Origin of the sequence: Mucilaginibacter gossypiicola, assembly GCF_900110105.1 — a bacterium.
Classification (GTDB): domain Bacteria; phylum Bacteroidota; class Bacteroidia; order Sphingobacteriales; family Sphingobacteriaceae; genus Mucilaginibacter; species Mucilaginibacter gossypiicola.
Genome location: NZ_FOCL01000007.1, coordinates 299,792 through 322,042, shown reverse-complemented (window position 1 = coordinate 322,042; position 22,251 = coordinate 299,792). Strand labels below are relative to the sequence as shown.

19 protein-coding genes are annotated in these 22,251 nt (G+C 41.3%); 7 read left to right on the top strand and 12 right to left on the bottom strand.

Features of this window, described 5'->3' with window-relative positions; genetic code table 11:
- Nucleotides 1-24: 24 nt before the first annotated feature.
- The 4 genes from BMX50_RS22990 to BMX50_RS22975 all read right to left on the bottom strand — a co-directional run bounded on the left by BMX50_RS22990 (nucleotide 25) and on the right by BMX50_RS22975 (nucleotide 3,798).
- Nucleotides 25-1,356 carry an NHL repeat-containing protein gene (locus tag BMX50_RS22990; protein WP_091214631.1) on the bottom strand — a complete coding sequence of 444 codons (1,332 nt, stop codon included), beginning with the start codon at nucleotides 1,354-1,356 and terminating at the stop codon, nucleotides 25-27.
- A 136-nt stretch (nucleotides 1,357-1,492) separates the two neighbouring features.
- Nucleotides 1,493-2,053 carry an isochorismatase family protein gene (locus BMX50_RS22985; protein WP_091214629.1) on the bottom strand — a complete coding sequence of 187 codons (561 nt, stop codon included), beginning with the start codon at nucleotides 2,051-2,053 and terminating at the stop codon, nucleotides 1,493-1,495.
- 21 nt (nucleotides 2,054-2,074) lie between these two features.
- Nucleotides 2,075-3,337, bottom strand: coding sequence for an MFS transporter (locus tag BMX50_RS22980; RefSeq protein WP_091214626.1), 1,263 nt, complete (start codon nucleotides 3,335-3,337; stop codon nucleotides 2,075-2,077).
- Between the two features lie 23 nt (nucleotides 3,338-3,360).
- On the bottom strand, nucleotides 3,361-3,798 hold the full coding sequence (locus BMX50_RS22975; RefSeq protein WP_091214623.1) for a MarR family winged helix-turn-helix transcriptional regulator: 438 nt from the start codon (nucleotides 3,796-3,798) through the stop codon (nucleotides 3,361-3,363).
- Between the two features lie 216 nt (nucleotides 3,799-4,014).
- Here BMX50_RS22975 and BMX50_RS22970 point away from each other — a divergent pair, with 216 nt between their 5' ends.
- Nucleotides 4,015-4,890, top strand: coding sequence for a glycoside hydrolase family 25 protein (locus BMX50_RS22970; protein WP_317040903.1), 876 nt, complete (start codon nucleotides 4,015-4,017; stop codon nucleotides 4,888-4,890).
- A 127-nt stretch (nucleotides 4,891-5,017) separates the two neighbouring features.
- Here the strand turns inward: BMX50_RS22970 and BMX50_RS22965 are convergent, their stop codons facing one another.
- A complete protein-coding gene (locus BMX50_RS22965) occupies nucleotides 5,018-5,377 on the bottom strand; it encodes a DoxX family protein (RefSeq protein ID WP_091214616.1) in 360 nt (119 codons plus the stop codon).
- A gap of 92 nt (nucleotides 5,378-5,469) precedes the next feature.
- Here BMX50_RS22965 and BMX50_RS22960 point away from each other — a divergent pair, with 92 nt between their 5' ends.
- Entirely contained in the window at nucleotides 5,470-5,865 is a 396-nt protein-coding gene (locus tag BMX50_RS22960) for a winged helix-turn-helix transcriptional regulator (RefSeq protein ID WP_091214611.1), read from the top strand.
- Nucleotides 5,866-5,877: 12 nt separating this feature from the next.
- On the opposite strand, the gene BMX50_RS22955 is transcribed toward BMX50_RS22960, so the two are convergent.
- Both BMX50_RS22955 and BMX50_RS22950 read right to left on the bottom strand, forming a co-directional pair.
- Nucleotides 5,878-6,381: an inorganic diphosphatase gene (locus BMX50_RS22955; protein ID WP_091214608.1), complete on the bottom strand. Its 504-nt coding sequence runs from the start codon at nucleotides 6,379-6,381 to the stop codon at nucleotides 5,878-5,880.
- Nucleotides 6,382-6,394: 13 nt separating this feature from the next.
- A complete protein-coding gene (locus BMX50_RS22950) occupies nucleotides 6,395-7,180 on the bottom strand; it encodes a mechanosensitive ion channel family protein (protein WP_091214604.1) in 786 nt (261 codons plus the stop codon).
- Between the two features lie 170 nt (nucleotides 7,181-7,350).
- On the opposite strand from BMX50_RS22950, the gene BMX50_RS22945 reads away from it, so the two are divergent.
- From BMX50_RS22945 to BMX50_RS22935, 3 genes are all read left to right on the top strand, one after another.
- Entirely contained in the window at nucleotides 7,351-7,548 is a 198-nt protein-coding gene (locus BMX50_RS22945; RefSeq protein ID WP_091214601.1) for a hypothetical protein, read from the top strand.
- A 7-nt stretch (nucleotides 7,549-7,555) separates the two neighbouring features.
- The gene (locus tag BMX50_RS22940) at nucleotides 7,556-7,837 is read left to right on the top strand and encodes a type II toxin-antitoxin system YafQ family toxin (RefSeq protein ID WP_091214597.1); all 282 of its coding nucleotides are present in this window, start codon (nucleotides 7,556-7,558) and stop codon (nucleotides 7,835-7,837) included.
- A gap of 124 nt (nucleotides 7,838-7,961) precedes the next feature.
- Nucleotides 7,962-10,997, top strand: a complete 3,036-nt coding sequence (locus tag BMX50_RS22935; RefSeq protein WP_091214594.1) for a glycosyltransferase family 117 protein — start codon at nucleotides 7,962-7,964, stop codon at nucleotides 10,995-10,997.
- Between the two features lie 61 nt (nucleotides 10,998-11,058).
- On the opposite strand, the gene BMX50_RS22930 is transcribed toward BMX50_RS22935, so the two are convergent.
- The 3 genes from BMX50_RS22930 to BMX50_RS34630 all read right to left on the bottom strand — a co-directional run bounded on the left by BMX50_RS22930 (nucleotide 11,059) and on the right by BMX50_RS34630 (nucleotide 15,518).
- Nucleotides 11,059-11,961 (bottom strand): metallophosphoesterase family protein, encoded by a 903-nt coding sequence (locus tag BMX50_RS22930; RefSeq protein ID WP_091214591.1) that lies wholly within the window; start codon nucleotides 11,959-11,961, stop codon nucleotides 11,059-11,061.
- A 238-nt stretch (nucleotides 11,962-12,199) separates the two neighbouring features.
- Entirely contained in the window at nucleotides 12,200-15,286 is a 3,087-nt protein-coding gene (locus BMX50_RS22925) for a lantibiotic dehydratase (RefSeq protein ID WP_091214588.1), read from the bottom strand.
- A gap of 64 nt (nucleotides 15,287-15,350) precedes the next feature.
- On the bottom strand, nucleotides 15,351-15,518 hold the full coding sequence (locus BMX50_RS34630) for a hypothetical protein (protein ID WP_167668079.1): 168 nt from the start codon (nucleotides 15,516-15,518) through the stop codon (nucleotides 15,351-15,353).
- 497 nt (nucleotides 15,519-16,015) lie between these two features.
- Between BMX50_RS34630 and BMX50_RS34625 the strand changes: the two genes are divergently transcribed.
- The gene (locus BMX50_RS34625; protein ID WP_167668077.1) at nucleotides 16,016-16,747 is read left to right on the top strand and encodes a sensor histidine kinase; all 732 of its coding nucleotides are present in this window, start codon (nucleotides 16,016-16,018) and stop codon (nucleotides 16,745-16,747) included.
- The gene (locus BMX50_RS22915) at nucleotides 16,734-17,471 is read left to right on the top strand and encodes a LytR/AlgR family response regulator transcription factor (protein WP_091214582.1); all 738 of its coding nucleotides are present in this window, start codon (nucleotides 16,734-16,736) and stop codon (nucleotides 17,469-17,471) included. Before BMX50_RS34625 ends, BMX50_RS22915 begins: the two co-directional genes overlap by 14 nt.
- Nucleotide 17,472: 1 nt before the next feature.
- On the opposite strand, the gene BMX50_RS22910 is transcribed toward BMX50_RS22915, so the two are convergent.
- Both BMX50_RS22910 and BMX50_RS22905 read right to left on the bottom strand, forming a co-directional pair.
- Nucleotides 17,473-20,457 (bottom strand): lantibiotic dehydratase, encoded by a 2,985-nt coding sequence (locus BMX50_RS22910; protein ID WP_091214578.1) that lies wholly within the window; start codon nucleotides 20,455-20,457, stop codon nucleotides 17,473-17,475.
- Between the two features lie 209 nt (nucleotides 20,458-20,666).
- Nucleotides 20,667-21,959: an NAD(P)/FAD-dependent oxidoreductase gene (locus BMX50_RS22905; RefSeq protein ID WP_091214575.1), complete on the bottom strand. Its 1,293-nt coding sequence runs from the start codon at nucleotides 21,957-21,959 to the stop codon at nucleotides 20,667-20,669.
- Between the last annotated feature and the right edge of the window lie 292 nt (nucleotides 21,960-22,251).

Sequence of the window (22,251 nt, the reverse complement as noted above, 5' to 3'; positions counted from 1 at the left end):
GTAAAATCTCGTAAGGCTGGGTTATTATTGAAATGCGATTTTTCGGATAAGATTATTTGACGTATCAGCCACATAAACATTACCATCCTGATCAGTAACTATCCCAATTGGCGTATAAAAGCTTGAAACTGCTGCGGCACCGTTAACCGAACCGTGATCAGTTACACCTGCAAAAAGTGTAACATTCACATCTTTATCAATTTTCCTGATCTGATTACCATCAGTGACGTAAAAAGTGCCATTTTTATCAATGGTCAACATGTACGGTGAGAAAAATCCGGCTTTATTGCCTTGTCCATCAATAACACCTTTTAAACCATTACCAGCAAACACCGATATGATGCCTGATGGTGTTATCTTTTTAATGGTATAAGCTGTTTGATCAACAACATAGATATTATCATTCTTATCCACCGTTAAACCAGATGGAAAATGAAAACCGTGTGAATGATCATCTACGCCGGGGATCAAACTTGAAGAGAATGTACTAACTACCCCGCCCTTAGAAATTTTCCTGATGGCTTCATTAACATAATCAGATACAAATACATCTCCCGCACTGTTAAGCACTAAATCAGTCGGCCCCGTAAATGACGCAAGCAAAGCACTTCCGTTATCAAAACCTATCGCTCCTGTACCCGCCATAGTCGTTACATTTCCAGACGCATCAATTTTACGGATAAGGTTATTTGCATGATCCGCGATATAAAGGTTTCCTGCCTTGTCTGCCCTTATACCCGCCGGATGATCAAACGAAGCGGCAGACCCTTTTCCATTCACTTTTCCCGAATTTCCGTTACCCGCAATTGTGGTTACTTTCCCCGCCGCTGTAATTTTCCGCACTGCGTGGTTTCCTTGTTCTGTTATAAAAAAATCACCATTACCATCAATCGTTATACCCACAGGTTGATTCAAAGTCGCGCCGGCGCCATCGCCGTCAGTAAATCCGGCTACACCACTTCCGGCAAACGTGCTAACAATCCATGATTGTTTATAGTTAAACACAGGGCCATTTACCTCGGTTCCGTCATTTACTTTCACACTTACTTTCCCTGTGCCTGCGGCCAAAGGCACCAACACCGTTAATTGCGTTGCAGTGGCCGCTGTAATAGTTGCCGCTTTGCCATTAAAAAATACTTTATCGTTCGCTACGTTTTTGTCAAAACCCGTGCCTGTTATGGTCACAGAGGCATTATAAACACCAGAATCTGCACTTAATGATGTTATAGCAATTTTAGGCGCTGTATCAACTTTGGGTGGTGGTGGACTATCTTTTTTCGAGCATGCATAAAAAGATAAAATTGCAGGAAGAAAGAAAAAACAAATAATAATGTGCTTTGTCGGCGTAGTGTTCATTTTGTGAAAAGGTTAAGTTTATTGGTTAACAAGTTTTAGTAAAAGTAATACTTATAACTTTCTTCTCACAAAAACCAACTGTCTTTTATCAGTTTAATTACAGAGTGCCCTTCATCCAGACACTCTGTAATTGGCACTATCCCAACTGCTCAATAATCTCGGCAGTAGTCCCCACCTCGCCTATCCTCGGGAAAATGTATTTGAAGCTGTGAGCATGCGCTTCGGCAAACATATCGGTCATGGCATCGCTGGCAAAGGCTATATTGTAGGCGTACTCGTTAGCAGAACGAGCTGTGGCTTCAACACCTATGCTGGTGGCTACCCCCGCCAGTACAATTTGCGTAACACCTCTTTTTTGCAGTTCTTCGTGTAAACCGGTGTTATAAAAAGCGCCCCAGGTTTTTTTGGTGATAAAAATGTCTGTTGGTTCGGTTTTAATTTCAGGAGCTATTTCATTCCAATCGGCCGGGAGTTCGGTCATGCTGTTTCCCTTGTTGTCGCGTCTTGTTTTAAAGGCTGCACCTGTTGGTTCTACATGAACAACAACAATGGGTTTCCCGGCCTTGCGAAAGGCTTCTACCAGTTGAGCCGATTTTTCAAGAATATCGGCCATTGGGTGAGCCCCCTTAAGTTGTACAATGTATTTCTGCAAATCTATCAGTACAAGTGCTGTGTTTTGATCAAGTGTAGTTATCATGTTAATTTGATTGTTTAATGTTTAAGAAATTGCTTCAGTGGGTTGCTGCTGCATGGCAGCCATAGCTTTCTTTTTAAGCCTGCTGCGCCGTAAAAAACCAAAATGTATAATCCCTAAAAGCAACGCTACCATACCTTCGGCCATTACGGTATCGGGTACGCCTATCTTTTGCGAAACCGCACCAATAAGCAAACCGCCAAGCGGCTGCATCCCAAAAAAAGACATAGCATAATAACTGATTACCCGGCCGCGCATTTCTGGACTTGCGGTAGTTTGAATAATAGTATTGCCAATGGTAACCTGCGACATCATACCGAAACCGATAATGGCCGAGAAAAACAACGCAACAGGATAGTTGTGCATATGCGAAAATGCGATTAGCCCCACCGCAAATACCAGCGTATTAACAGCGAGGATTTTTTTAAGATCGGTACCGGCACTTAATGAGGCCAGGAAAATGCCGCCACCAAAAGCACCAAGCCCTATTACACTATCAATCACCCCAAATGTTGATGCCGTTCCTTTAAATATATCTTTAGCATAAACCGGTATCAGCGTACTAAAAGGGAGTACAAACAGGCTTATCGAAGCAAGCATCAGTAACATAAACATGATAGTGGGTGTATTCCGGATGTATTCGAAACCATCCTTCAGGTCGGCAAATACATTTTTACCATGGGGTTTGGGCGTAAATTTGGGCAAACGCATCATCAGTAATGAGCCAATTACGGCAACGAAGCTTACAGCATTAGCCCCAAAACAAACCGAATCGCCAAATTTTTCGATAATCAGGCCCGCTATCCCCGGCCCTATTAACCGCGATAGGTTTACCATAGAAGAGTTAAGGGCAAGCGCATTGGGCAGGTCGGACTTATCATTAACCATTTCATATACCAATGATTGCCTGGCAGGCACGTCAAATGCATTGATCAGCCCCAACAAAGCAGTCAATGCCATAATTGCCCAAATCGAATAATAGCCAAAAAACACCAGCATAGTGAGCAAAATGGCTTGTACCATTGAAGCCACCTGTGTAAATAGCAGTACTTTAAAGCGGTTATACCTGTCAGAAACCACACCACCCAGAAACGAAAACAGGAACGAGGGGAACAAACTTGCAAACAGGGTTAAACCCAACATAAACTTGGAATGCGTTTGCGAATATATCACCCAGCTTACGGCAGTTTTCTGCATCCAGGTACCCAGTAAAGAAACGGATTGCCCGGCAAAATACAGCCGGTAGTTGCGGCTTTTAAAAGCGTTGAATGTACTTATCTTACTCATCTATCTCTTTCTGTCGTTTTTTATTATTCAAAGTCAACAAGTTTGGCCAGCGGCGCCAGGGCTTTCTTCAAAACCTCCTGCTCTTCGGCATTACAGGTGGCTTCAAGCGCACGGTTGAGCCATTCGTCTTTTTCGCTTCTTGATTTATGGATGAGGCTGATCCCCTCTTCCGAAAGTGAAATGATCACCTTGCGCTTGTCTAATGCTGAGATGCGCCTTTTGATCAACCCAAGATTAAGCAGATTACTCAGGATCTGCGACATGGATTGCGTAGTAATCTTCTCCATGGCTGCCAGTTCATTAGGCAGGATCTCTTCATGCTGGAAGATCAGTGCCATGGTCGACCGCTCGGTAAGCGATAGTTTTTCGGCAGTAGCCGAAGTCTTCCTGATTTTTTTACTAAGCCTCCCTATAATAAACCGCAATTCGGAAGCCAGTTGGATCTCTTTTTCGTCGCTCATACAATTAATCAGTTAAACTTATAAGTTTACCTTACAAATATAAAGATTGTTTTGTTAAGGGAATGTAAACCTTGATTTATTTGATTTAAGGATTTCCTGAATCAAGTTTCGAATAAAACTCAGTAATTTCAGCTATAATCAACCGGTTATCAAGGGAATCCATTAATCCTAAAAATCAGGGTTCAAATCAACGGTTCGTTTTTGTATTTTTACCCCGTGCCTGCTCCTGAAAAGAAAACACCTGTAAGAAAGAAAGCGCCTGCCCGTAAAAAACCGGTGGTTAAAGCAAAACAGCAGACCAATTTCTCCCCCCAGTGGATAGTGGCTATAGGCGCTCTGCTGCTCATCCTGCTTTCTCCTTTTTATTATGGTTATATCTTAAAGTTTGGCAGCGCCACGTGGCGATGGATCATGGACGCCGGCGAGGATACGCATTATCGTAAATACAAGGATTTTGCCATCCACATCCCCGACGGCTATACCGTATATGGCATTGATGTATCCTCATACCAGGGGCGTATCAACTGGAAACAGGTGAAGGCCATGCGCGAGGGCGATGTCCATATCAGCTTTGCATTTATCAAAGCTACAGAAGGCGTATTAAGCGTCGACCCCTATTTTCAACGTAACTGGCGTGAGGCTCCAAAAGCCGGGATCATGTGCGGCGCTTATCATTTTTTTCTTCCGCAAAAAAGCGGCGTATGGCAGGCCAAGTTTTTCCTGCAAACCGTAAAAACCGAAAAAGGCGACCTGCCCATGGTGGTGGATATTGAGAGATTGTATCGTACCAGTCCTGAAAAAATGCGGGAGCAATTGGAGAGCTTTATCAAAACAATTGAAACGCGTACAGGCATCAAGCCTATCATCTACACTAACCTTAAATTTTACCAGGATTACCTGGAAGGATATTTTGATGGTTATACGCTTTGGATAGCCCATTACTATCAACCCAAACTGCTGGTATCAAACAAAACTAACTGGAAGTTTTGGCAACACTCGGACAAGGCGCACGTAAACGGCATTAATCATGTTGTGGATTTCAATGTTTTTAAGGGAGATAGTACAGAGTTTGAGAAGTTGCTGGTGCCGTAGGATTGTATCTAACGTCATTGCGAGGTACGAAGCAATCCCCCGACTCTACAGGGAGACTTACATGGCCGCTCTACTTCATAGGGATTGCTTCGTTCCTCGCAATGACGTGATGGAAACATCCCTCACATTACTGTTGCTTCTTATAGTAAAAGAAATACGATCCTCCCAAAATAGCCAAAAACACCAACGGCATAACACTATTTGCTACCGGATCACCGGATGCGGTATGCGCTATAAATGCCGAAACAAATACAAAGGTAAAGCCTGCATAAGTCCACTCTTTCAATCTTGCAGGCACTGGTACCAATAGTAATATTGCGCCGATAAGTTTAGCTATAGCCAATTCAACCCTAAAATAATCGGGGAAGCCTAAATGATGAAAGGCAGCAGCCATTTCGGGTTTTGTTAAATATGAGTAGCACGAAAATGCCATCATTAAAGCTACAATTGCGGTCAGTATCCAGTAAAAAATTTTAACAGTTTTCATTTTATTAATTATTTGCCGCAAACTTAGCTACCTTTGCTATCAAAAAGATACTACTATCCTAAAGGATACCGGTATCGTTAAGGATAGCAAGTATGGACCATAAAAATATCCCACACTCAAAAGAAGCCTGTAAAGCAAGTGTTAATGCCGTGCGCGACGCGCTTTATGTAGTAAATGGCAAATGGAAATTACCCATGTTGGTAAGCCTGATAAACGGCCCTAAACGCTTTAAGGAACTACAGCGCGATTTGGAAGATATCACTCCTAAGGTTTTATCTAAAGAATTAAGAGATCTGGAACTTAATGGTTTTGTAACCAGAACGGTTTATGATACCACCCCCGTAACTGTTATTTATGAGCGTACTGATTATGCCAACTCGCTCAGTAAAGTAATAAGCGAACTGCATGATTGGGGCATGAAACACCGGGAGCACATTAAACAAATGAGTCGCGCTGAGGCGGAAGCCAGGAAAGCAGTAGCGGTTTAAATTATTTTATATCTATTCATCGCCGGTAGCTGCGTTATTAACAAGTTCCATGGCCCCCTCAGCACCCAGCCGTTCCATTAATTTAAACTCTTTAGATTCGAGGCGGCTGTAGTTAGTAAAAAATGCTTCTATCTGGTCAACCAGATTTGGCGGCAATTGCGCGGCGTCATGCAGGCCGGTAAATATTTTGGACACCTCCGGCACTGCCAAAAATCTGTCATTTCTATAACGCTGTCCATCGGTATTAATCTGTTCTACCTTAAAAGCCCCTATCAGCCGGCAATCTATCACACATCCGGGAAAGGTACCTATTTCAGATATTACCAGCACATCCAGCGCGTCGCCATCACCGCCGAGCGTATTGGGAATAAATCCAAAATCAAAAGGAAAAACCATACCCGCCGGCAACAGTTTTTTAAGCCTGAACTGCTTTGTTGCGGCATCGTAATTATACTTGTGCCCGCTCCCCCTTGGCGTTTCAACAATCACGGTGATGTTGTTTTCTAAATTTTCCATACCCCACCTGTTTTTATAAGCCGGGAATCTTTATCCCTGCTGCTTTTATTTCCTGCAAAATATTTTCCTGCACAGCCAGCTTGGTATCCTGAAAACCATGTGCATGAACCCAAACATTCACTCCTACCCGGTAACCGTCGGCATCCAGCCCGGCTATACCAATCCTCCGGTCAGGCGCTTCCAATATATTCTTTGATTTATCAATAGATGAATTAATCACAGATTTCACCTCATTAAAATCGATATTATTGGTAAATTTCAATTCGATATCCAACCTGCGGGTGCCTTCCCTGCTAATGTTGATGATCACCTCGTTTGATAGCTTGCTGTTAGGCATGATCACTATCCTGTTATCAAAAGTTTTAACAATGGTATAAAAGATCTGGATAGCGGTAACCGTGCCTTCAAGTCCCTGGGCTATGATATTGTCACCAACAACAAAGGGTTTGAGTAAAAGTATGAGCACCCCGCTGGCAAAGTTCTGCAGTGTGCCTGAAAGCGCCAAACCGGCTGCTACACCAAAAGCGCCAACAAGCGCGGTAAACAGGGTGATAGGCACACCCATTATCTGCACAACACCTAATATCAGCAACACACGTAATATAACGCCAACAAGGCTTTGCAAAAAGGGCTTTATGGTAGGATCTATTTCCTTTTTCTGCATATGGCCCTGCCACCATTTCAACAACAAATTGATCAACCAAAGGCCAATGAATAAAACCACCAACCCTATTAAAAAGCTGGGTGCATAGCGGATCACCCATATATAAACCTGGTCATAAAACTTCTCTATCTTCATAACACAAAACGTTAAGCTCCCGAATAAAAAACAACTAAAGCTTAACGCATATATGAAGGAAGAGTTTGTTTTAATAGTTATCTACGTTCTTATTTTCGGTGAATAAACCATACATAAACAACAACGACAGATACTTATAAACTAAACAGATTAATTGATTATTTTTGTATATGCAGACACTCGAGATAATAGTTCCTGACGATAAAACACGTTTGGTTAAGGACATCCTTAAAGAGCTGGGTGTAACAATTAAGGTAAAAAAAGAGAGCAAAATACCTAATGCGGAAACCATTGCGGCTATGGAAGAGTTGAAAGCCGGTAAAGGGAAAAAATTCAAGAACGTAGACGATCTGTTCAAAAGCATTTAACCCGGTTATGTTCGAGATCGTCACCTCAACCAAATTCCTCAAAGATTTAAAATTACTCAAAAAGCGTTCGCTTAATGATTTCCAATCATTGCAGAACGTAATTATTACACTTGCCAACAATGGTCATACAGGCCTTGATAAAAAACATAAACCCCATAAACTAAGTGGTAGCTATAAAGGCTATTGGGAGTGCCATGTAAAACCCGACCTCTTACTCATTTGGGATGAAAATGAACAGATCAACCTTTTAGAATTAGTACGGACAGGAACCCACTCCGATCTGTTTTAACAACCATTTAACACTTCGGCCCTGCAAGTGTTAACAAATGTTAAAAGTGTTAAATTTCAATACGTTACCATTTTTAAGCCCTAATTTGGTATTAACTATTTGAAAAAAACTTTTACACTTTATCATGAGCTACAACAAGATCAATAACCTTTTGGGCTGGCTTTGTTTTACCCTTGCATCCTTAACTTACATCCTTACTTTAGAGCCCTCTGTAAGCTTTTGGGACTGCGGCGAATTTATTTCCTGCGCTTATAAACTCCAGGTATCGCACCAGCCGGGCTACCCCCTTTTTGCCATGATTGGCAAAGCCTTTTCCCTGCTCTCCATGGGCGACAGGACAAAAGTTGCCTACTTTACCAATCTTGGTTCGGCCTTGGCCAGCGGGGCTACCATTATGTTTTTGTTTTGGAGCATAACCGCACTTGCCAAAAAATTGCTTGCTATTAAAAATACCCCTGTTAACAAAACCCAAACCTTACAAATAATGGGTGCCGGGTTAACCGGCGCCCTTGCATTTACTTTTACCGATACCTTTTGGTTTTCGGCGGTTGAAACCATTGTTTTTGCATGGTCGTCATTATGTACTGCTGTGGTATTCTGGGCTATTTTAAAATGGGACGCCGTTGCCGATGAACCACGCGCCGACCGATGGCTGGTTTTTATAGCTTATATAATAGGCCTTTCTATCGGTATCCACCTGCTCAATTTATTAACTATACCGGCTTTGGTTATGGTATATTATTTCCGCAGGTATACAAAAATAAATATTAAAAGCGGTCTTATAGCGTTTGCCGTTAGTATCCTGATCCTGGCCCTTGTTCAGTTCGGGATAAGGGGCTACACCATTGCCCTTGCCTCCCGGTTCGATTTGTTTTTTGTGAACACCATAGGCTTGGGTTTTGGAAGCGGCGTTTTGTTCTTTTTTTTATTACTGATCGGGTTGCTTGTTGCCGGTATCTGGTACAGCATTCGCAAACAGAAACATTTTTTAAATGTGAGCCTGCTTTGCATCGTATTCATTTACTTTGGTTACAGCTCTTTTGTATATATCCCGATCAGGGCATCGGCGGGTACCAATCTCAATAACTCGCACCCCAGCGATGCTTTTACAATGTATGAATACCTTAACCGTACCCAGTATGGCGAAACACCATTGCTTAAAGGCCCTTTATTTGATGCCAAAATAACCGACGTTACCGACGGAACACCGCTTTACCGTAAAGGCAAAAAACAATATGAGGTAGCCTATAACAAGCCTAATTATGTTTACGACCATACAAGCATCCTGCCCCGCATGTGGTCGACAGAGGAGAATACAACGTACGCACAGGACTCGCAGTTTTATCGCGACTGGCTGCAGCTGAGCGATAACGCTACCCCTACTTTTTCCGATAATTTGCGGTGGATGTTCAGCTGGCAAATGTACCAGATGTACTGGCGTTACTTTATGTGGAACTTTGTTGGCCGCTACAATGATGACGATATGGAAGGCCAAACCAATATGAACGGCATTGGCGGCAACTGGACATCGGGCTTATTCAACAACGCTTCCAATACTCCGAAGTTTGTATTGAATGACGTTACCTATACGCCGCTATATGCCCTCCCCTTAGTAGTTGGCGTGCTCGGCATGCTGTATCACTTCAAAAAACGGAAGAAAGATGCCCTGGTAATAACGTTGCTGTTCTTTTTCACCGGGTTGGCTATAGTGCTGTATGTTAACCAGCCATCGGTGCAGCCCCGTGAGCGCGATTACTCGTATGTTGGCTCATTTTATGCCTTTGCCATTTGGATTGGTCTGGGACTGATAGCACTGATTGACATGGTGCCTAAAAAGATCAGTCCGCGGTTTGCCACAATTGGGGCATTTGTTATATGTACTATTGTTGGACCCGTGTTGCTGGCCAGTAAAGAGTGGAAAAACCATGATCGCTCAACTAAAATGGCAGCACATGATATGGCATACAATTACCTGATGTCGTGCCCTAAAAATGCTATTTTGTTTGACCTGGGCGATAATGACACTTACTCGCTGTGGTATGATCAGGAGGTGGAAAACATCCGACCGGATGTACGTATCGTAAACCTGAGCCTGCTAAGTGCCGACTGGTCGGTGAGACAAATGCAACGCAAAATAAACCAGGCCGACGCCCTGCCTATCACGATGAATTTTGACAAATACAAGCTGGGCACCCGCGATGTGATCAGGTACAATGATGCCAAAATACCGGGTTACGTTGACGTAAAAGATATTTTTGATTTTATCACATCAGACGATAAACGCACCCACGTTGAATACACCAACGGCACGACCGAAAATTATCTGCCTACCAAAAATTTCAAACTGGCGGTGAATGCTGATGATGTGATGAAAAATAAGGTTATTACACCAGAGCAAAAGGGGATGCTAACGGATACCATGAAATGGAAGTTCCCTCCTAATTATATCACCAAAGAAAACCTTGCCATGATAGATATACTTGCCCATAATGACTGGAAACGAGCAATTTGTTTCACTACGTCCATTGGCCAAACAAGTATGGTTGGCTTACAGCCGTATTTATACCAGGAAGGTTTTACCTATCGGCTGCTGCCATTCAAAACTGATTCATCGCTGGCAGATCAGCTTTCAAAAATCAATAGTCTGGTGATGTACAGTAACATGATGGACAAGTTTAAGTTCGGCAATTTCAAAACTGCCAAATACCTTGACCAGCAATCAACAAGCATGTTTTTCCCGCAAATGGTCTCTGCTTTTTCCGATCTGTCGGCAGCATTACTGAAAGAGGGGCGTCGTAACCTTGCCCTTAACACGCTGCACAAATATGAGACAGTAATGCCCGACATTAATCCTAATTTCATGACCGCGCAGGGCAAAATAACAATGGCCGATACTTCATATAAGCTTGACTATGCCAAACTGGGTAATAAACTGATTAAAAGCGTTAACGGCTACTTAACCGATAAGCTTGATTACAACTATCATCAATTACAAAAAGATACAGGCCGGTTAAGCCCCCGCGATGTACAGATCAGCATGTCGCTGCTGAACAACATGGTTGCCATTACGCATAACAGCAATCAAAAAGAACTGAGCGGCCAGTTGCTTGCTCAGCTTAATGATTACGCCGATAAGTTTAAAAGTATTCTCCAGCTCTAAACAACCAACATATATATGCTATGGGGCAGGCTATTGAATTTAGTCTGCCCCTTTTTATGGTTTAATAATTCACGTATTTTTCTTCAAAAGTACCATCGGCATACAGGTCGATCAAACCGTAGCCGGGAGCTGTTTCTCGGCGGTTACCCTCCCACCAGGCCCCCGAAACTGCGCCGTTACACAAATAAGTAACATTGTTATAAACTACCTTATCCCGCATATGCAGGTGTCCGCTTACGCATAGCTTTACGTTAGGGTGCTGATAAAACAGATTGATGATCTTGGCAGTATCAGTATGCATATCGCCGCCAAGCATTGTCCACTTGTTTACAATATCATCCTCTATCATGAGCAACGCTGTTAAAATCGGGATGTGCGACATTACCATTACAGGCATATTAGCATCTGTAGCTTTCAACTCTTCGCTAAGCCAGTTAAGCTGCTCATCGCCTAATTTGCCTATGTACCAGGTATTATCAATATCTAAGTGAACACTGTCAAGCACAATAATTTTCCAGCCGTTTTTTACCATACTGTAGTAAGGCTTCACCAGCTGCAGTTTGTCAAGGGCGTATTTTTTCCCATAAATGGCCTGACCTTTGTCATCTTCATACCACCAGATATCGTGGTTGCCCAGGCAGTAATGAACAGGCAGGCTGCATTCGTTTTTCATGATGTTTTGCACCAGCTTCCATTGATCGTTAATGGTGCCTATGTTTTCCTTATTCATGTCAAAAACAATATCGCCGCCGTTTAATACCATATCAACCTTTGGCGTTTGTTGCTGAAGGTGATGCAAACACCTGGTAAACCTGGCGGGGGCATCAAACTTATCCTTCAGGTGCACATCAGTAATATGTGCAATCCTCAATGACGGTTTTGCTGTTGACTTAGTTTTGCCGAGAGCCAATGAAGGTGCCAACAACAGGCCACCTATATTTTTCAATGCAGATCTTCTTTCCATAGTATAAACAGCCTGTAAAACCCAGGCAATTGCAGTCTCAAAAATACAGTTATAATGTTGCTGAGCTGCCTCAACTTCTGTTAAACTTTTATTAAGAAAACAAAGAAAGTTTTATAAAACCAAAAAGCTTCCCGAATTAACGGAAAGCTTAATGCGATTTGTGTAGGGAAGGTTAAAGTATTGTTTTAAGGTAACGGCCGCTGCTGCTTCTGCTATTGCAGATATGGCCCCTTCTTATTTATTCATTTGTACCTCCCGCGGCATACTTGGTTTCATAAGCTGCTTCTTCATTTTGTAATACAGACTTATAATAAAGCAAGAGAAAATCATAAACACCCAGTTCGTGAACCCGCTGCCTGGTTTTAAACAAGCGGTTCATACTCATTTGAATAAGGCTGATCACAAGCAGGTTTAAATCATGTTGCACTGTACCCGATGAAATCAGCTCTGCAAGCAGCGAAGTCACTGGCTTATTATTTAAGCTCCGGTACATGAGCAAGTCATCTCCCACAATCAATGCTCCGGCTGTAAAAAGTCCTTCAATCTTATTGCGGTAATGCCTGTATTTAAATGTCAGTTGCTTTGAAAACAGATTGTTATCATTAATATCTGTATTTGATACCGCGGCAAGCATTTCCATAAGCTCAATTTTTTGGGCAAGATGAAAATCAAAATCAATCAATAGCCTGTCAATTGATAGCAAGCCCCAAAGCCATCTTACTTCTTCAAAGTTTTCAGTCATATCCGTTCTTGATATGAGACTGGCTATAGCGAGGCTATCGTTAAAAAATAATTGCTCAACGAGCTCAATCGAAGCTTCTCCGTAACGTTCCAGTTCGCGCTCGTAAGTATCAAATTGCACTTTCCAAATCTGTTTCGACCTAATTAAGGCGGAAAAACAGCTATTAATACTCTGTATTACCCTGCCCAGCGCAAAAACTGAAGCCAGGTGCACCCTGAAACGGATGTGAGGTTCCGGGTCGGCATAGCGAACATAAAACCATTGGTCTATAAGGTCTTCGTGATAAAGCTTCTTGCTTAGTTGTATAAGTTCATTTCCAATTACCTGTTCGGCAGTTTTAACGCCGCAGTATAGTTTTACATACAACCATTCGTCGCCTGGAAAAAACTGGCGTTTAGCAGCATTTGCACTAAGCGGTACCATGCCTGCATATTTGCCAGCCGTTTTTTCGCCACGTTTTAAAACGGCAACAAACTGGTTACCAAGTAACTTTTCATCTTTCTTTTTAAGAACAATGTTATTGCGTTCGCCAATATATTCTTTTAAAACAATCTCATTCTTCTTTTTACACGATGAAAGCCAGGCAGCAACCTCAAGCCTGTTACTGGTGTGTACAACCAGCTCGCTGTCGATATCTGTAAAAACAAAAGCATCGGGCAAATCCCAGTATTTAATAAACTTTCTCCATGCTTTATCATAGTCAACAGCTATTTCTTTCAAAAGCTGCTGTAAACCGGCATTGGTCATGTACCAGGTTTTCAAGGCTAATATTACGCCTTCATAAACTACCCTCGGGGTTTTGGTTACGCCAAGCTCGGGTAATATATCAAGGTTAAAACCAAGCTGATATTTTGAATCCTGGCACTGTAAATCGGCAAGGAACTGGTATACCGGTAACGCCGTCATTCCATAATTATACGCAGCATTTAAGCGGGGAATAATACGTTTGCCCAAACTGGCCGAACGTAGCACAACGCTGTTTTCTTTAACAGACACCAGTAAATCGGTTAAATTAACTTCCTGGTTACCTGCACTTATTTGTGTTTGTAACTGATTATTGCGATATGGCGCAGAAGTAAAGTTCCCCAAACAATCATCAGGAGAATGTACAATTTCGGCTACTATTGCAGGTTCATAAATACGGGCTTCGGTTTCGGCGATTTCATTCAGTACCTGGCCGAAATTTCTGTCGGCACCGGCCAATCGGCCAAGCATAACATTACCGGCAGGCCACCCGCAATGTTCAAGGTAAAGTAAAGGTTCATCATGACCCGAAACACGGAACATCACCGAAAAACTTGGCGGTAATTCATCATCATTAACCTTTACGTTATCAAATTGCGATTTTTGTATGTGAATAGTCTCCTGTCCCGGGTTATTAACAATCTGGCCAATAAGCCATTTCACAGCGCTGGTGTACTGCGGATCCTTCTCATCTGCTATGAAACCTGCAGATTGGGTATAATGCTTTCCGGCGTAGCCGATGCCTTTTTCAGGATCAAGCACATCTGTAAGTGCAACCTCCTGTTCATGATACCGGTCGCTAAAGCGCTTTATAAACGTTTTTAAATTTTCACTCTGATACCTGGGTGTGATCCGGTTAAGCATATCAATGGCATCAAGCAACTTATCAGCATAAGCTTTATCAAGCGTAGCCGAAGCCCCTTGCCTAAAATAATCAACCTGCAACAGTGTCCCCTGCGGGGCTTCACCTGATAAATCTTTCAAAATCATAGCAACTTTATTATTTTTTGTAATCACACTATCGATGCCGGATAGCACCTCCTTTATTACATTCAGTTTTGATAAATAACCTTGTGCTTTCCAACTTTTGGATGTTAAGCGGGTAAAAATCCTGATGGCCTGATCAAGATATTCTTCACCTTCATTACAGGGTTCAAGCTCGCTCCACAAAATCCGGTCTTCGATGAGTTTGTTCAAAAAGGCGGCAGCATCCTTCTCCGTTTTTCCAAGCGTTTCCGTTATAAATGAACTTATTGAACTGTACGATCTGCTACCTTGGCAAAACGTGATAACCTCCTGTAAATCACCAGAAGCCTTTATCGATGACGCCTTATATTTACCATAGCTTAAAGTTTGATAATCAATTTTGCGGTAAGCCCCATTTAAACTATACAGTGTTTTATTTACCCTGTAGTTCAGCAATGCACGTATGGCCGCATCATTTAAAAACCAACGATTCATAGTAACGGCTGCCGCCACATTAAGTCTTACATGCTGGTAATCAACACCAAGCTGTAATTTGGTAGCATCGCCCCAGGCAACTGGAGCGCAACCCGCAAACAATCCTAAGGGAGTAGTGCCGGTTGCGCTCCTGTTAATAAATTTGGCAAGGGATATTTCAAGCTTCTCCCGTTTCTTTACATCGCTAATATTATCAATGTGCAAAACAGCCTCGTACAAATCCTTCGATGTTAGCCAAAGCGCCTGCATAAACAATTCATTCTGGGTGAATGCCTTAATGGTTTCCTTAGTAATTGGTGCTACGCAATCAAATACAGGAAACCTTAGCATCAGGCCTGACGAAAATTTATATTGCCCGGAAAGCTTTGCTGTTTTCATTATAAATGCCTTTTGATGGTTTTATTATAAAACAGACATACCTAATATTGATCTAAGTCTGCCCTTAGAACCCTGTTGAACTTGAAGTTTTTTCTGTTGTGGTTGCTGCCATAGTTATATAGAAATCTGCAGCGCCACTATTTTTTGCGATGTTATTCGTAAGTACCCGGTTTAAAATTTGAACTTGTTTAATTTGGATCTTTGGTAAAGATGCCTTGCCATAATTTTTCATACTTTTAAGCTTTTGAAAGGAGGGTGAATGATCATTTATCTGTAGTTATTGAGATAAATGTGGCTAAGTGGTTGCAGGAGAGGAAAAAATTAGTACCAATGCGCCGTTGGGGACGACCAAACCCACCTAAAGCAGGACAAAAAATTATGACAATGAATGTAAAGCGGCCAAAATTCAGGATAAGGGTATTCTGTCAACACCTACTTGGATGGCTTATTTACATATTGTATGAAGAGGCAGTTGTATATTTTTCTAAAATTGATATAAGCACCGTTTTTGCTTTTATTATTAACGCCATCATATTTTACAATACATGGAAAATCTTAAGGACTATAAGTAAAAAGATCACTAATATTTTCCTTTTGGCACCCGTTTTATTTATAGTGGCCACGGCTATTATAGGTGTGACAGTATTATTTAAACTTGAGGTTGATGCACTGATATACCATACGTCATTTCTTGTCTCGGCTGACCCCGATAAAATATCCAGCCTTATCATGCGCACAATATATTTTGGCGGAATGGGAGCTGCATTTGGTTTTGCGAGGGAATTGATACAACGGGAACGCGAAGTAGCCCAACATAACATAGAGAAAGCTCATATACTTGAGCAACAGCAAAAATTAGAAAAGAAAGCTCTGCAGGCCGAGCTTAACGTTATTAAATCACAAATAAACCCGCATTTTGTGTTTAATACGCTCGGCTTTTTATATGCCGAAACCTATAAAAAACTACCCGAAGTTGGACAGTCAATTATTACCCTTTCAAACATTATGCGGTATGCCTTAACGAAAAACGAAGATGGCTACAGCAGCCTGGAAAGTGAGCTTGCCTACATCAAAGATTTTATAAAGATCCATAAAAGCCGCAGCAAAGCTTTTTTTATGAACATAAGTATCGAAAGCGGTACTGTTCCGTATAAGATTGTATCATTGGTGTTAATTACCCTTATCGAAAACATGTTTAAGCATGGGATTTTTAATCAAAACACAAAAGAAGCCGCTTTGCGTATTGCTGTTGACGACGGGAAACTGCATTTTTACTCACTCAATTATAAAAACAACAATAGCGTTAATAAAGTACAATCAAACGGAATAGGGTTAAATTATATCAGGGAGAGATTAACAGATGAGTATGGACAGAAAGGATATGAATTATTAATTGATGAAACACATAACAGCTATGAGTGCAAGCTCACTATGCCTTTAAAGTACCATGAAAGTAATTAACTGTATTATAGTTGAGGATGAGCCTTATGCCATTGATATTTTAAGCGATTTTATATCAAAAGTACCTTTCATCAACCTTACCGAAACATTTACAAACCCTATTGAGGCATTATTATACTTAAAAGAATCGGCCACTGACCTGATTTTTCTTGATATAAACATGCCCGAACTTTCGGGCATCGACCTGATCAAAATGTTACCTAAAAATATCGAGGTTATTATAACATCAGCCTTTAGTGAATTTGCATTGGCTGGGTTTGAAAATAATGTACTCGATTACCTGCTTAAACCCTTTGCATTCGACAGATTTTTACAAGCCTCACAAAAAGCGCTTGATAAACTTTTACTGCTTGCATCAAATAAACCGGCCCCGGTAGTTGACCTGCAACCAAAACCCGACTCATTTTACCTAAAAACCGACCATGGTAAAATTGTACGTATCAACTTTGAGGATATCATTTATATAGAAGGGCTTAAAAACTACTGTTCGGTTTTTACCGAAAATGAGCGACATATCTCATTGGTAAGCATGAAAACCCTCGCCGAAACCTTGCCCCAGGAAGATTTTGCACGAACTCATAAATCATATATTATCGCGTTAAAACGCATTAAGGCTATTGATGGCAATATGGTAATATTTGACAAGATCAAAGAAAAAATACCCATTGGGGTTACCTACCGTGACGGCTTTTTTTCTTTGCTTAACAATAAAATGTTCAGGTAAATTATACTTTACCTTTCCGTGCCTTTTCTGATTTAAGGAACTTAAGCAACAGCCCGTACAGGATACATTCATGCAGGCGCTGCCTGTTACTGAAATAGCGGTTAACCGCCATATGGATTACACTGCCCAAAAATTTCGTATTCCAGTTAACACTGTAGCGCTGTAGCAACAATTCTACCTGCATTCTTTTTTGCTGAAGCAGGTCATCGTATGCAAGCAGCAGGTTATTTAAACTTCCATGATATTTCCGGTATAACTGATCAATCTGTATTTTAACGGCCTTATCTTCAAATTCGGCAAAAAAGTAGGCCTGCTGCCTTTCAACAAATTGCAGCTGATCATTTATATCCGTGCTCATCAGGTTTAAATAGTCTTTGATGAGCCAAAAAATGAGGAGCCAGTCTTCCGTATCATAACGGTTATTTTCAAGCAGTCTGAATACGTTGCAGCAAAATGAAGTTTCAATGCAAAACAAACCTTCGGCCTGTTCAATTTGCTGCCCATACCGTTCCAGCTCGCGTACGTAGGTATCAAGCTGTACAACATGCACCTGTCCACTGATCAGAAATGGAGACAGCACCTCACGAATAGCCATATAAACCCCTTGAAAATCAACCTCCTGAAATAAATTAACCCTAACCCTGATATGATTATCAGGGTCATGATACCTGATAAAAAACCATTGCTTTATTTTTACAGTACCCGAATAGTTTAACAGTTCATCAAGCTTTAACAGTACCTCATTAGCAATATTACTACTTAGGTATAGCTTGATAAACAACCATTCGCTGCCAGGAAAAAAATTACGTTGGATCGTGTTTTCAATATATTGAAAATATTGAGGTTTTAAGGGGCGGTCGAAATGAAAAGGGGCAACAAACTGATGCATATATGGATCGCCATTCATGTCTTTAACAACGGTCTCATGCTGAAAGTGAATGCACTCAGACAAGGTCAAAACCGGGGCCTGCCTTGCAATTTCCTTTACAAGCACCTGCATACTAATTTCATTTCCAGTGTCTATCAGTAGTTCATTGTCGCCTTTTATAATATAAAATTTATCGGGCAGCAACCAGTCATCCTTAAACTGGCCAAACAAATGGCCAAATTTATCACTACTTTTTTCGGCTTTGCAAAGCTCATCCAGGATAGCAGGTGTAAACTTCCAGGTTGCCCTGTGCAGAATAACGCCATAACTTGTTTCAACACGCGGAAAAAACACAAACTCGGCCGCAAGCGCACCCCAGTTAAAGCTTAAGCCGCTATTGCCCATCTGGTGTTGGATGTCACATAAAAAGGTATAAATGGGATGTTGCGAACGATTGTAATTATATGCGCTGCTTAACCGCGGCACTACTTCCCGCTGATGTTTTTTTGAAAACAATTTAAATACACCCTGCTCAAGCTTAATGTAAATATCATTAAGCCTTAAAACTGAGGTCCCCTTGGCATCATCAATGTAAGCCAGTTCATGAGGCCAGAAAGTTGGGTGCATCATTACATTTAACATCCGTTCTTCGGGCATGTGAACCACTTCGGCAAACATAGCTTCAGGGCTATTCGCTATTTCCTTTGCAGCTATATCTAAACCTATATCATATATTTCGGCATCACCGGCTGCAAACCGTGCAATCATAGTTAAAGCGCCCGGGCCCGTAACCCTTTCAAGATATAATATATCATTTTCAAAAAGCTGAAAAACTGCCGCCATGGAAAATGGCAAATTCTCAGCACCGCGTTCTTTGACAAAATTATCGGGTAAAACAACCTTGTACTGTTTTTCAATTTTAGCGCGGTTTAACAGGTTGAGCATTTTGAAGTCAATCTCGGTATAATCCACCAGCGGTGGAGCAGCTTCGCTGCCGCCATACAGGCCTTCTGTAAAAAGTGTTTCATGTTCAAACCATTGCCCGTATTCGATCCCGGTATCTGTATCAAATGCCTCCAGCAGCGGTACACTCTGCTCTTCATATCTTTTCCTGAACCTGCTTTTAAACTGCTCAACTCTTTTATTGAGCACCGGAACACAAATATTATTAAGCAATACAATACTCCTGGTTATTTTTAATTGCAGGGATTGATTAAGCTCCCGGTTGGCCAGTTGGTTAAACCTGGTTACATGAACCATGTCTTTCAGTTCCCTGCCGGTAATATGACCAGTAATCTTTTCTATTGCTGTATAAAACAAAAGCCAGCTTAGGTTCTCCCGGTCATCATTATTAACTTCATTAAGCAAATTGATTAATTCGTTAATGGTATTACTTAATTCGGGATTATCAGTTTTTTGCAAAAAAACCGGAAAATCAAATCCAATTGCCGGTTCAAATGCCGGTTTCAACAATTGCCCCTCTATAAGGTCATTAATAAAAGCCAAAAAATCATCAGCCTCAAAATCCGGGAATTTTTCAATCAATTGGTGTTTATTCCAGACCTTATCATCCGCAACAGCAATTATATCATCAAGTACATCATTACTGGCAATAGCGCTTACCTGATAAACCCTTTGGTCATCAATGGTTTGATAAGTAATAAAACGTAAATCGTCACCAACTTTATAAAGGGTATTATTAAGCTTATATCCTGCCGATAATTGATTGGCATTTTCAATTTGCTTCGCAAGCGAAAAACTCACCACAGCATCAGGCACAGCATACTTCCTGAATTTTGTCGTAAGCCTGACTTCGCTATGCTTCCCCCAGTAAACCGGCGAACAACCTGCAAACAAGCCAAAGGGGGTAGCCCGGTTTGTCATGCGGGCCATATATTTATAAAAGCTTGAAAGTAATTGTGCCTCTTTAGCATGTGTTTGCTGTTCATTAGCAAAAAGAGCATCAAGTTCATTATAAAGCGATTTACTTGCTATGTAAATGCCTTCCTTTATCAACCTGTTATTCCATAATATAAGCAAGTTTTTTTTACTAAGCTTTTGCCTGTATGACAAAGCCGCCGAGCGTAAAATTAAACCGTTAATAAAATTAACTTTCATTTATATATAAGACAAGGTTCCGTGTATGAACAGCAAACTTAAGTTAAGCTATTTTATGTAGCAGACAAAAACTATAATAACCCGCACATTATTTCGCAATAAAAAGGGGCAGCAACCTATACAAGGCCCTGCCCCTTTTTCGGGAACAAATGTAATAAGCAAACCGGATTTAATAACTAAAAATAATATTATAATTAAATAAATAACTATTAATCTATTCGGTTTTCTCCGCCTCTGAATATCATCCTTAGCGCCTGATCCCTCGTTAAAAATGCTACGGCCCAGTTATACAAAGTTTTAATCTTATTATTATAATTTACCAATGATATAAGATGAATAAATAACCAAACAAATAAAGCTGCAATACCACTGAGGTGTACCTTGTGTTTAAACAGGTCAACAACAGCATTATGCCTGCCAACAATAGCCATATCGCCCCTATCAAAGTATTTAAATGGCTTTATGGCTTTACCTTTTGCCATGGCTATAAAGTTTTTAGCAGTATTACGGCCCATTTGTATGGCAACCTGCGCCAACTGCGGGTGCCCCTTTGAATACACCGGATCGGTTATTTGCACGCTGATATCACCTATGGCATATATATCTTCCACATCTTTAACCCGGTTATATTCGTCAGTGATCATTCGGCGGCCTATACCTAAGCTACTTGCAGGAATACCCTCAAAGGTGTTTGCAATAATTCCGGCAGCCCAAATGAGGGTTTTGGCTTCAAGTGTCTCGCCATCGGCAAAGGTTATTACGCCATTGCTAAAGTCGCTTACATGGGCATTTAATTTAACTTCAACCCCTAAATCGATCAATGCCTGGCGGGTTTCCTTGTGGGTTTTATTGCTCATAGGTGCAAGCAAATTGGGGCCACCGTCAACAATATAAATTTTACCCCTTGCTTTCATCAGCTCGGGATAGTCCTTTTTCAGGATGTAATTTTTCATTTCGGCAAGCATGCCTGCTACTTCGACACCAGTTGGGCCGCCGCCGGCAACCACTATGGTTAAAAGCTTTTGGCGTTCGACCGGGTCGGTGGTAACTGCTGCCTTTTCCATTGTTTTAATAAGACTGTTACGCATGCGGAGCGCATCGTCAATTTCTTTAAGGGAGATTGCATTTTGCCTGATGCTTTCGATACCGTAAAAATTTGTACTTGCACCGGCCGCAAAAACAAGATAATCGTACGGCAGCTCACCATCACTCAGGTAAACGATCTTTGCAGCAGGATCAACCTTAACAACGGCTGCCATACGGAAATTCAGCCCCTTGTTCCTGAAAAGCTTGCGGAACGGATAACTGATACTTGACGGTTCAAGGAAACTGGTTGCCACCTGATAAAGCAGTGGCGTAAAATAATTGAAGTTATTTTTATCAACCAGGGTAACTTCATAATACTTATTTTTATATAGCTGCTGGGCAATATTAAGACCGGCAAAACCGCCGCCAACTATTACTATCTTTTTTTTGCCGCTGTTGGGTGTTATACTCGTCATGATATTTAAATGTTTATGACCATTTTATAGGCAGGTAATGCAGGATCAGGGCTCGATCTGAAAAACATCCCGGCTTCGTCTGCCTCGTTTTTTCTGTTATAAATTTACCAATATCCTTACAAAACGGCCTCATCTTAGTGTAATAATTACACACTTAAACAACGGCCTATTTTCGCTGCCTTTATTCATTTGTGCAATACAAAATTGCAAAGTAATAACCATTTAAAAAGAGCTGGAATTCTGATAGTTTGGTTGGTTTTACTGCTTTAGAAAATTAATGATCCGGGCATGA

Bases quoted from the DNA above. Each gene is read 5' to 3' on its own strand.
- BMX50_RS22990 (WP_091214631.1), bottom strand. From the start codon at position 1,356: ATGAACACTACGCCGACAAAGCACATTATTATTTGTTTTTTCTTTCTT.
- BMX50_RS22985 (WP_091214629.1), bottom strand. From the start codon at position 2,053: ATGATAACTACACTTGATCAAAACACAGCACTTGTACTGATAGATTTG.
- BMX50_RS22980 (WP_091214626.1), bottom strand. From the start codon at position 3,337: ATGAGTAAGATAAGTACATTCAACGCTTTTAAAAGCCGCAACTACCGG.
- BMX50_RS22975 (WP_091214623.1), bottom strand. From the start codon at position 3,798: ATGAGCGACGAAAAAGAGATCCAACTGGCTTCCGAATTGCGGTTTATT.
- BMX50_RS22965 (WP_091214616.1), bottom strand. From the start codon at position 5,377: ATGAAAACTGTTAAAATTTTTTACTGGATACTGACCGCAATTGTAGCT.
- BMX50_RS22960 (WP_091214611.1), top strand. From the start codon at position 5,470: ATGGACCATAAAAATATCCCACACTCAAAAGAAGCCTGTAAAGCAAGT.
- BMX50_RS22955 (WP_091214608.1), bottom strand. From the start codon at position 6,381: ATGGAAAATTTAGAAAACAACATCACCGTGATTGTTGAAACGCCAAGG.
- BMX50_RS22950 (WP_091214604.1), bottom strand. From the start codon at position 7,180: ATGAAGATAGAGAAGTTTTATGACCAGGTTTATATATGGGTGATCCGC.
- BMX50_RS22945 (WP_091214601.1), top strand. From the start codon at position 7,351: ATGCAGACACTCGAGATAATAGTTCCTGACGATAAAACACGTTTGGTT.
- BMX50_RS22940 (WP_091214597.1), top strand. From the start codon at position 7,556: ATGTTCGAGATCGTCACCTCAACCAAATTCCTCAAAGATTTAAAATTA.
- BMX50_RS22935 (WP_091214594.1), top strand. From the start codon at position 7,962: ATGAGCTACAACAAGATCAATAACCTTTTGGGCTGGCTTTGTTTTACC.
- BMX50_RS22930 (WP_091214591.1), bottom strand. From the start codon at position 11,961: ATGGAAAGAAGATCTGCATTGAAAAATATAGGTGGCCTGTTGTTGGCA.
- BMX50_RS22925 (WP_091214588.1), bottom strand. From the start codon at position 15,286: ATGAAAACAGCAAAGCTTTCCGGGCAATATAAATTTTCGTCAGGCCTG.
- BMX50_RS34630 (WP_167668079.1), bottom strand. From the start codon at position 15,518: ATGAAAAATTATGGCAAGGCATCTTTACCAAAGATCCAAATTAAACAA.
- BMX50_RS34625 (WP_167668077.1), top strand. From the start codon at position 16,016: ATGCGCACAATATATTTTGGCGGAATGGGAGCTGCATTTGGTTTTGCG.
- BMX50_RS22915 (WP_091214582.1), top strand. From the start codon at position 16,734: ATGAAAGTAATTAACTGTATTATAGTTGAGGATGAGCCTTATGCCATT.
- BMX50_RS22910 (WP_091214578.1), bottom strand. From the start codon at position 20,457: ATGAAAGTTAATTTTATTAACGGTTTAATTTTACGCTCGGCGGCTTTG.
- BMX50_RS22905 (WP_091214575.1), bottom strand. From the start codon at position 21,959: ATGACGAGTATAACACCCAACAGCGGCAAAAAAAAGATAGTAATAGTT.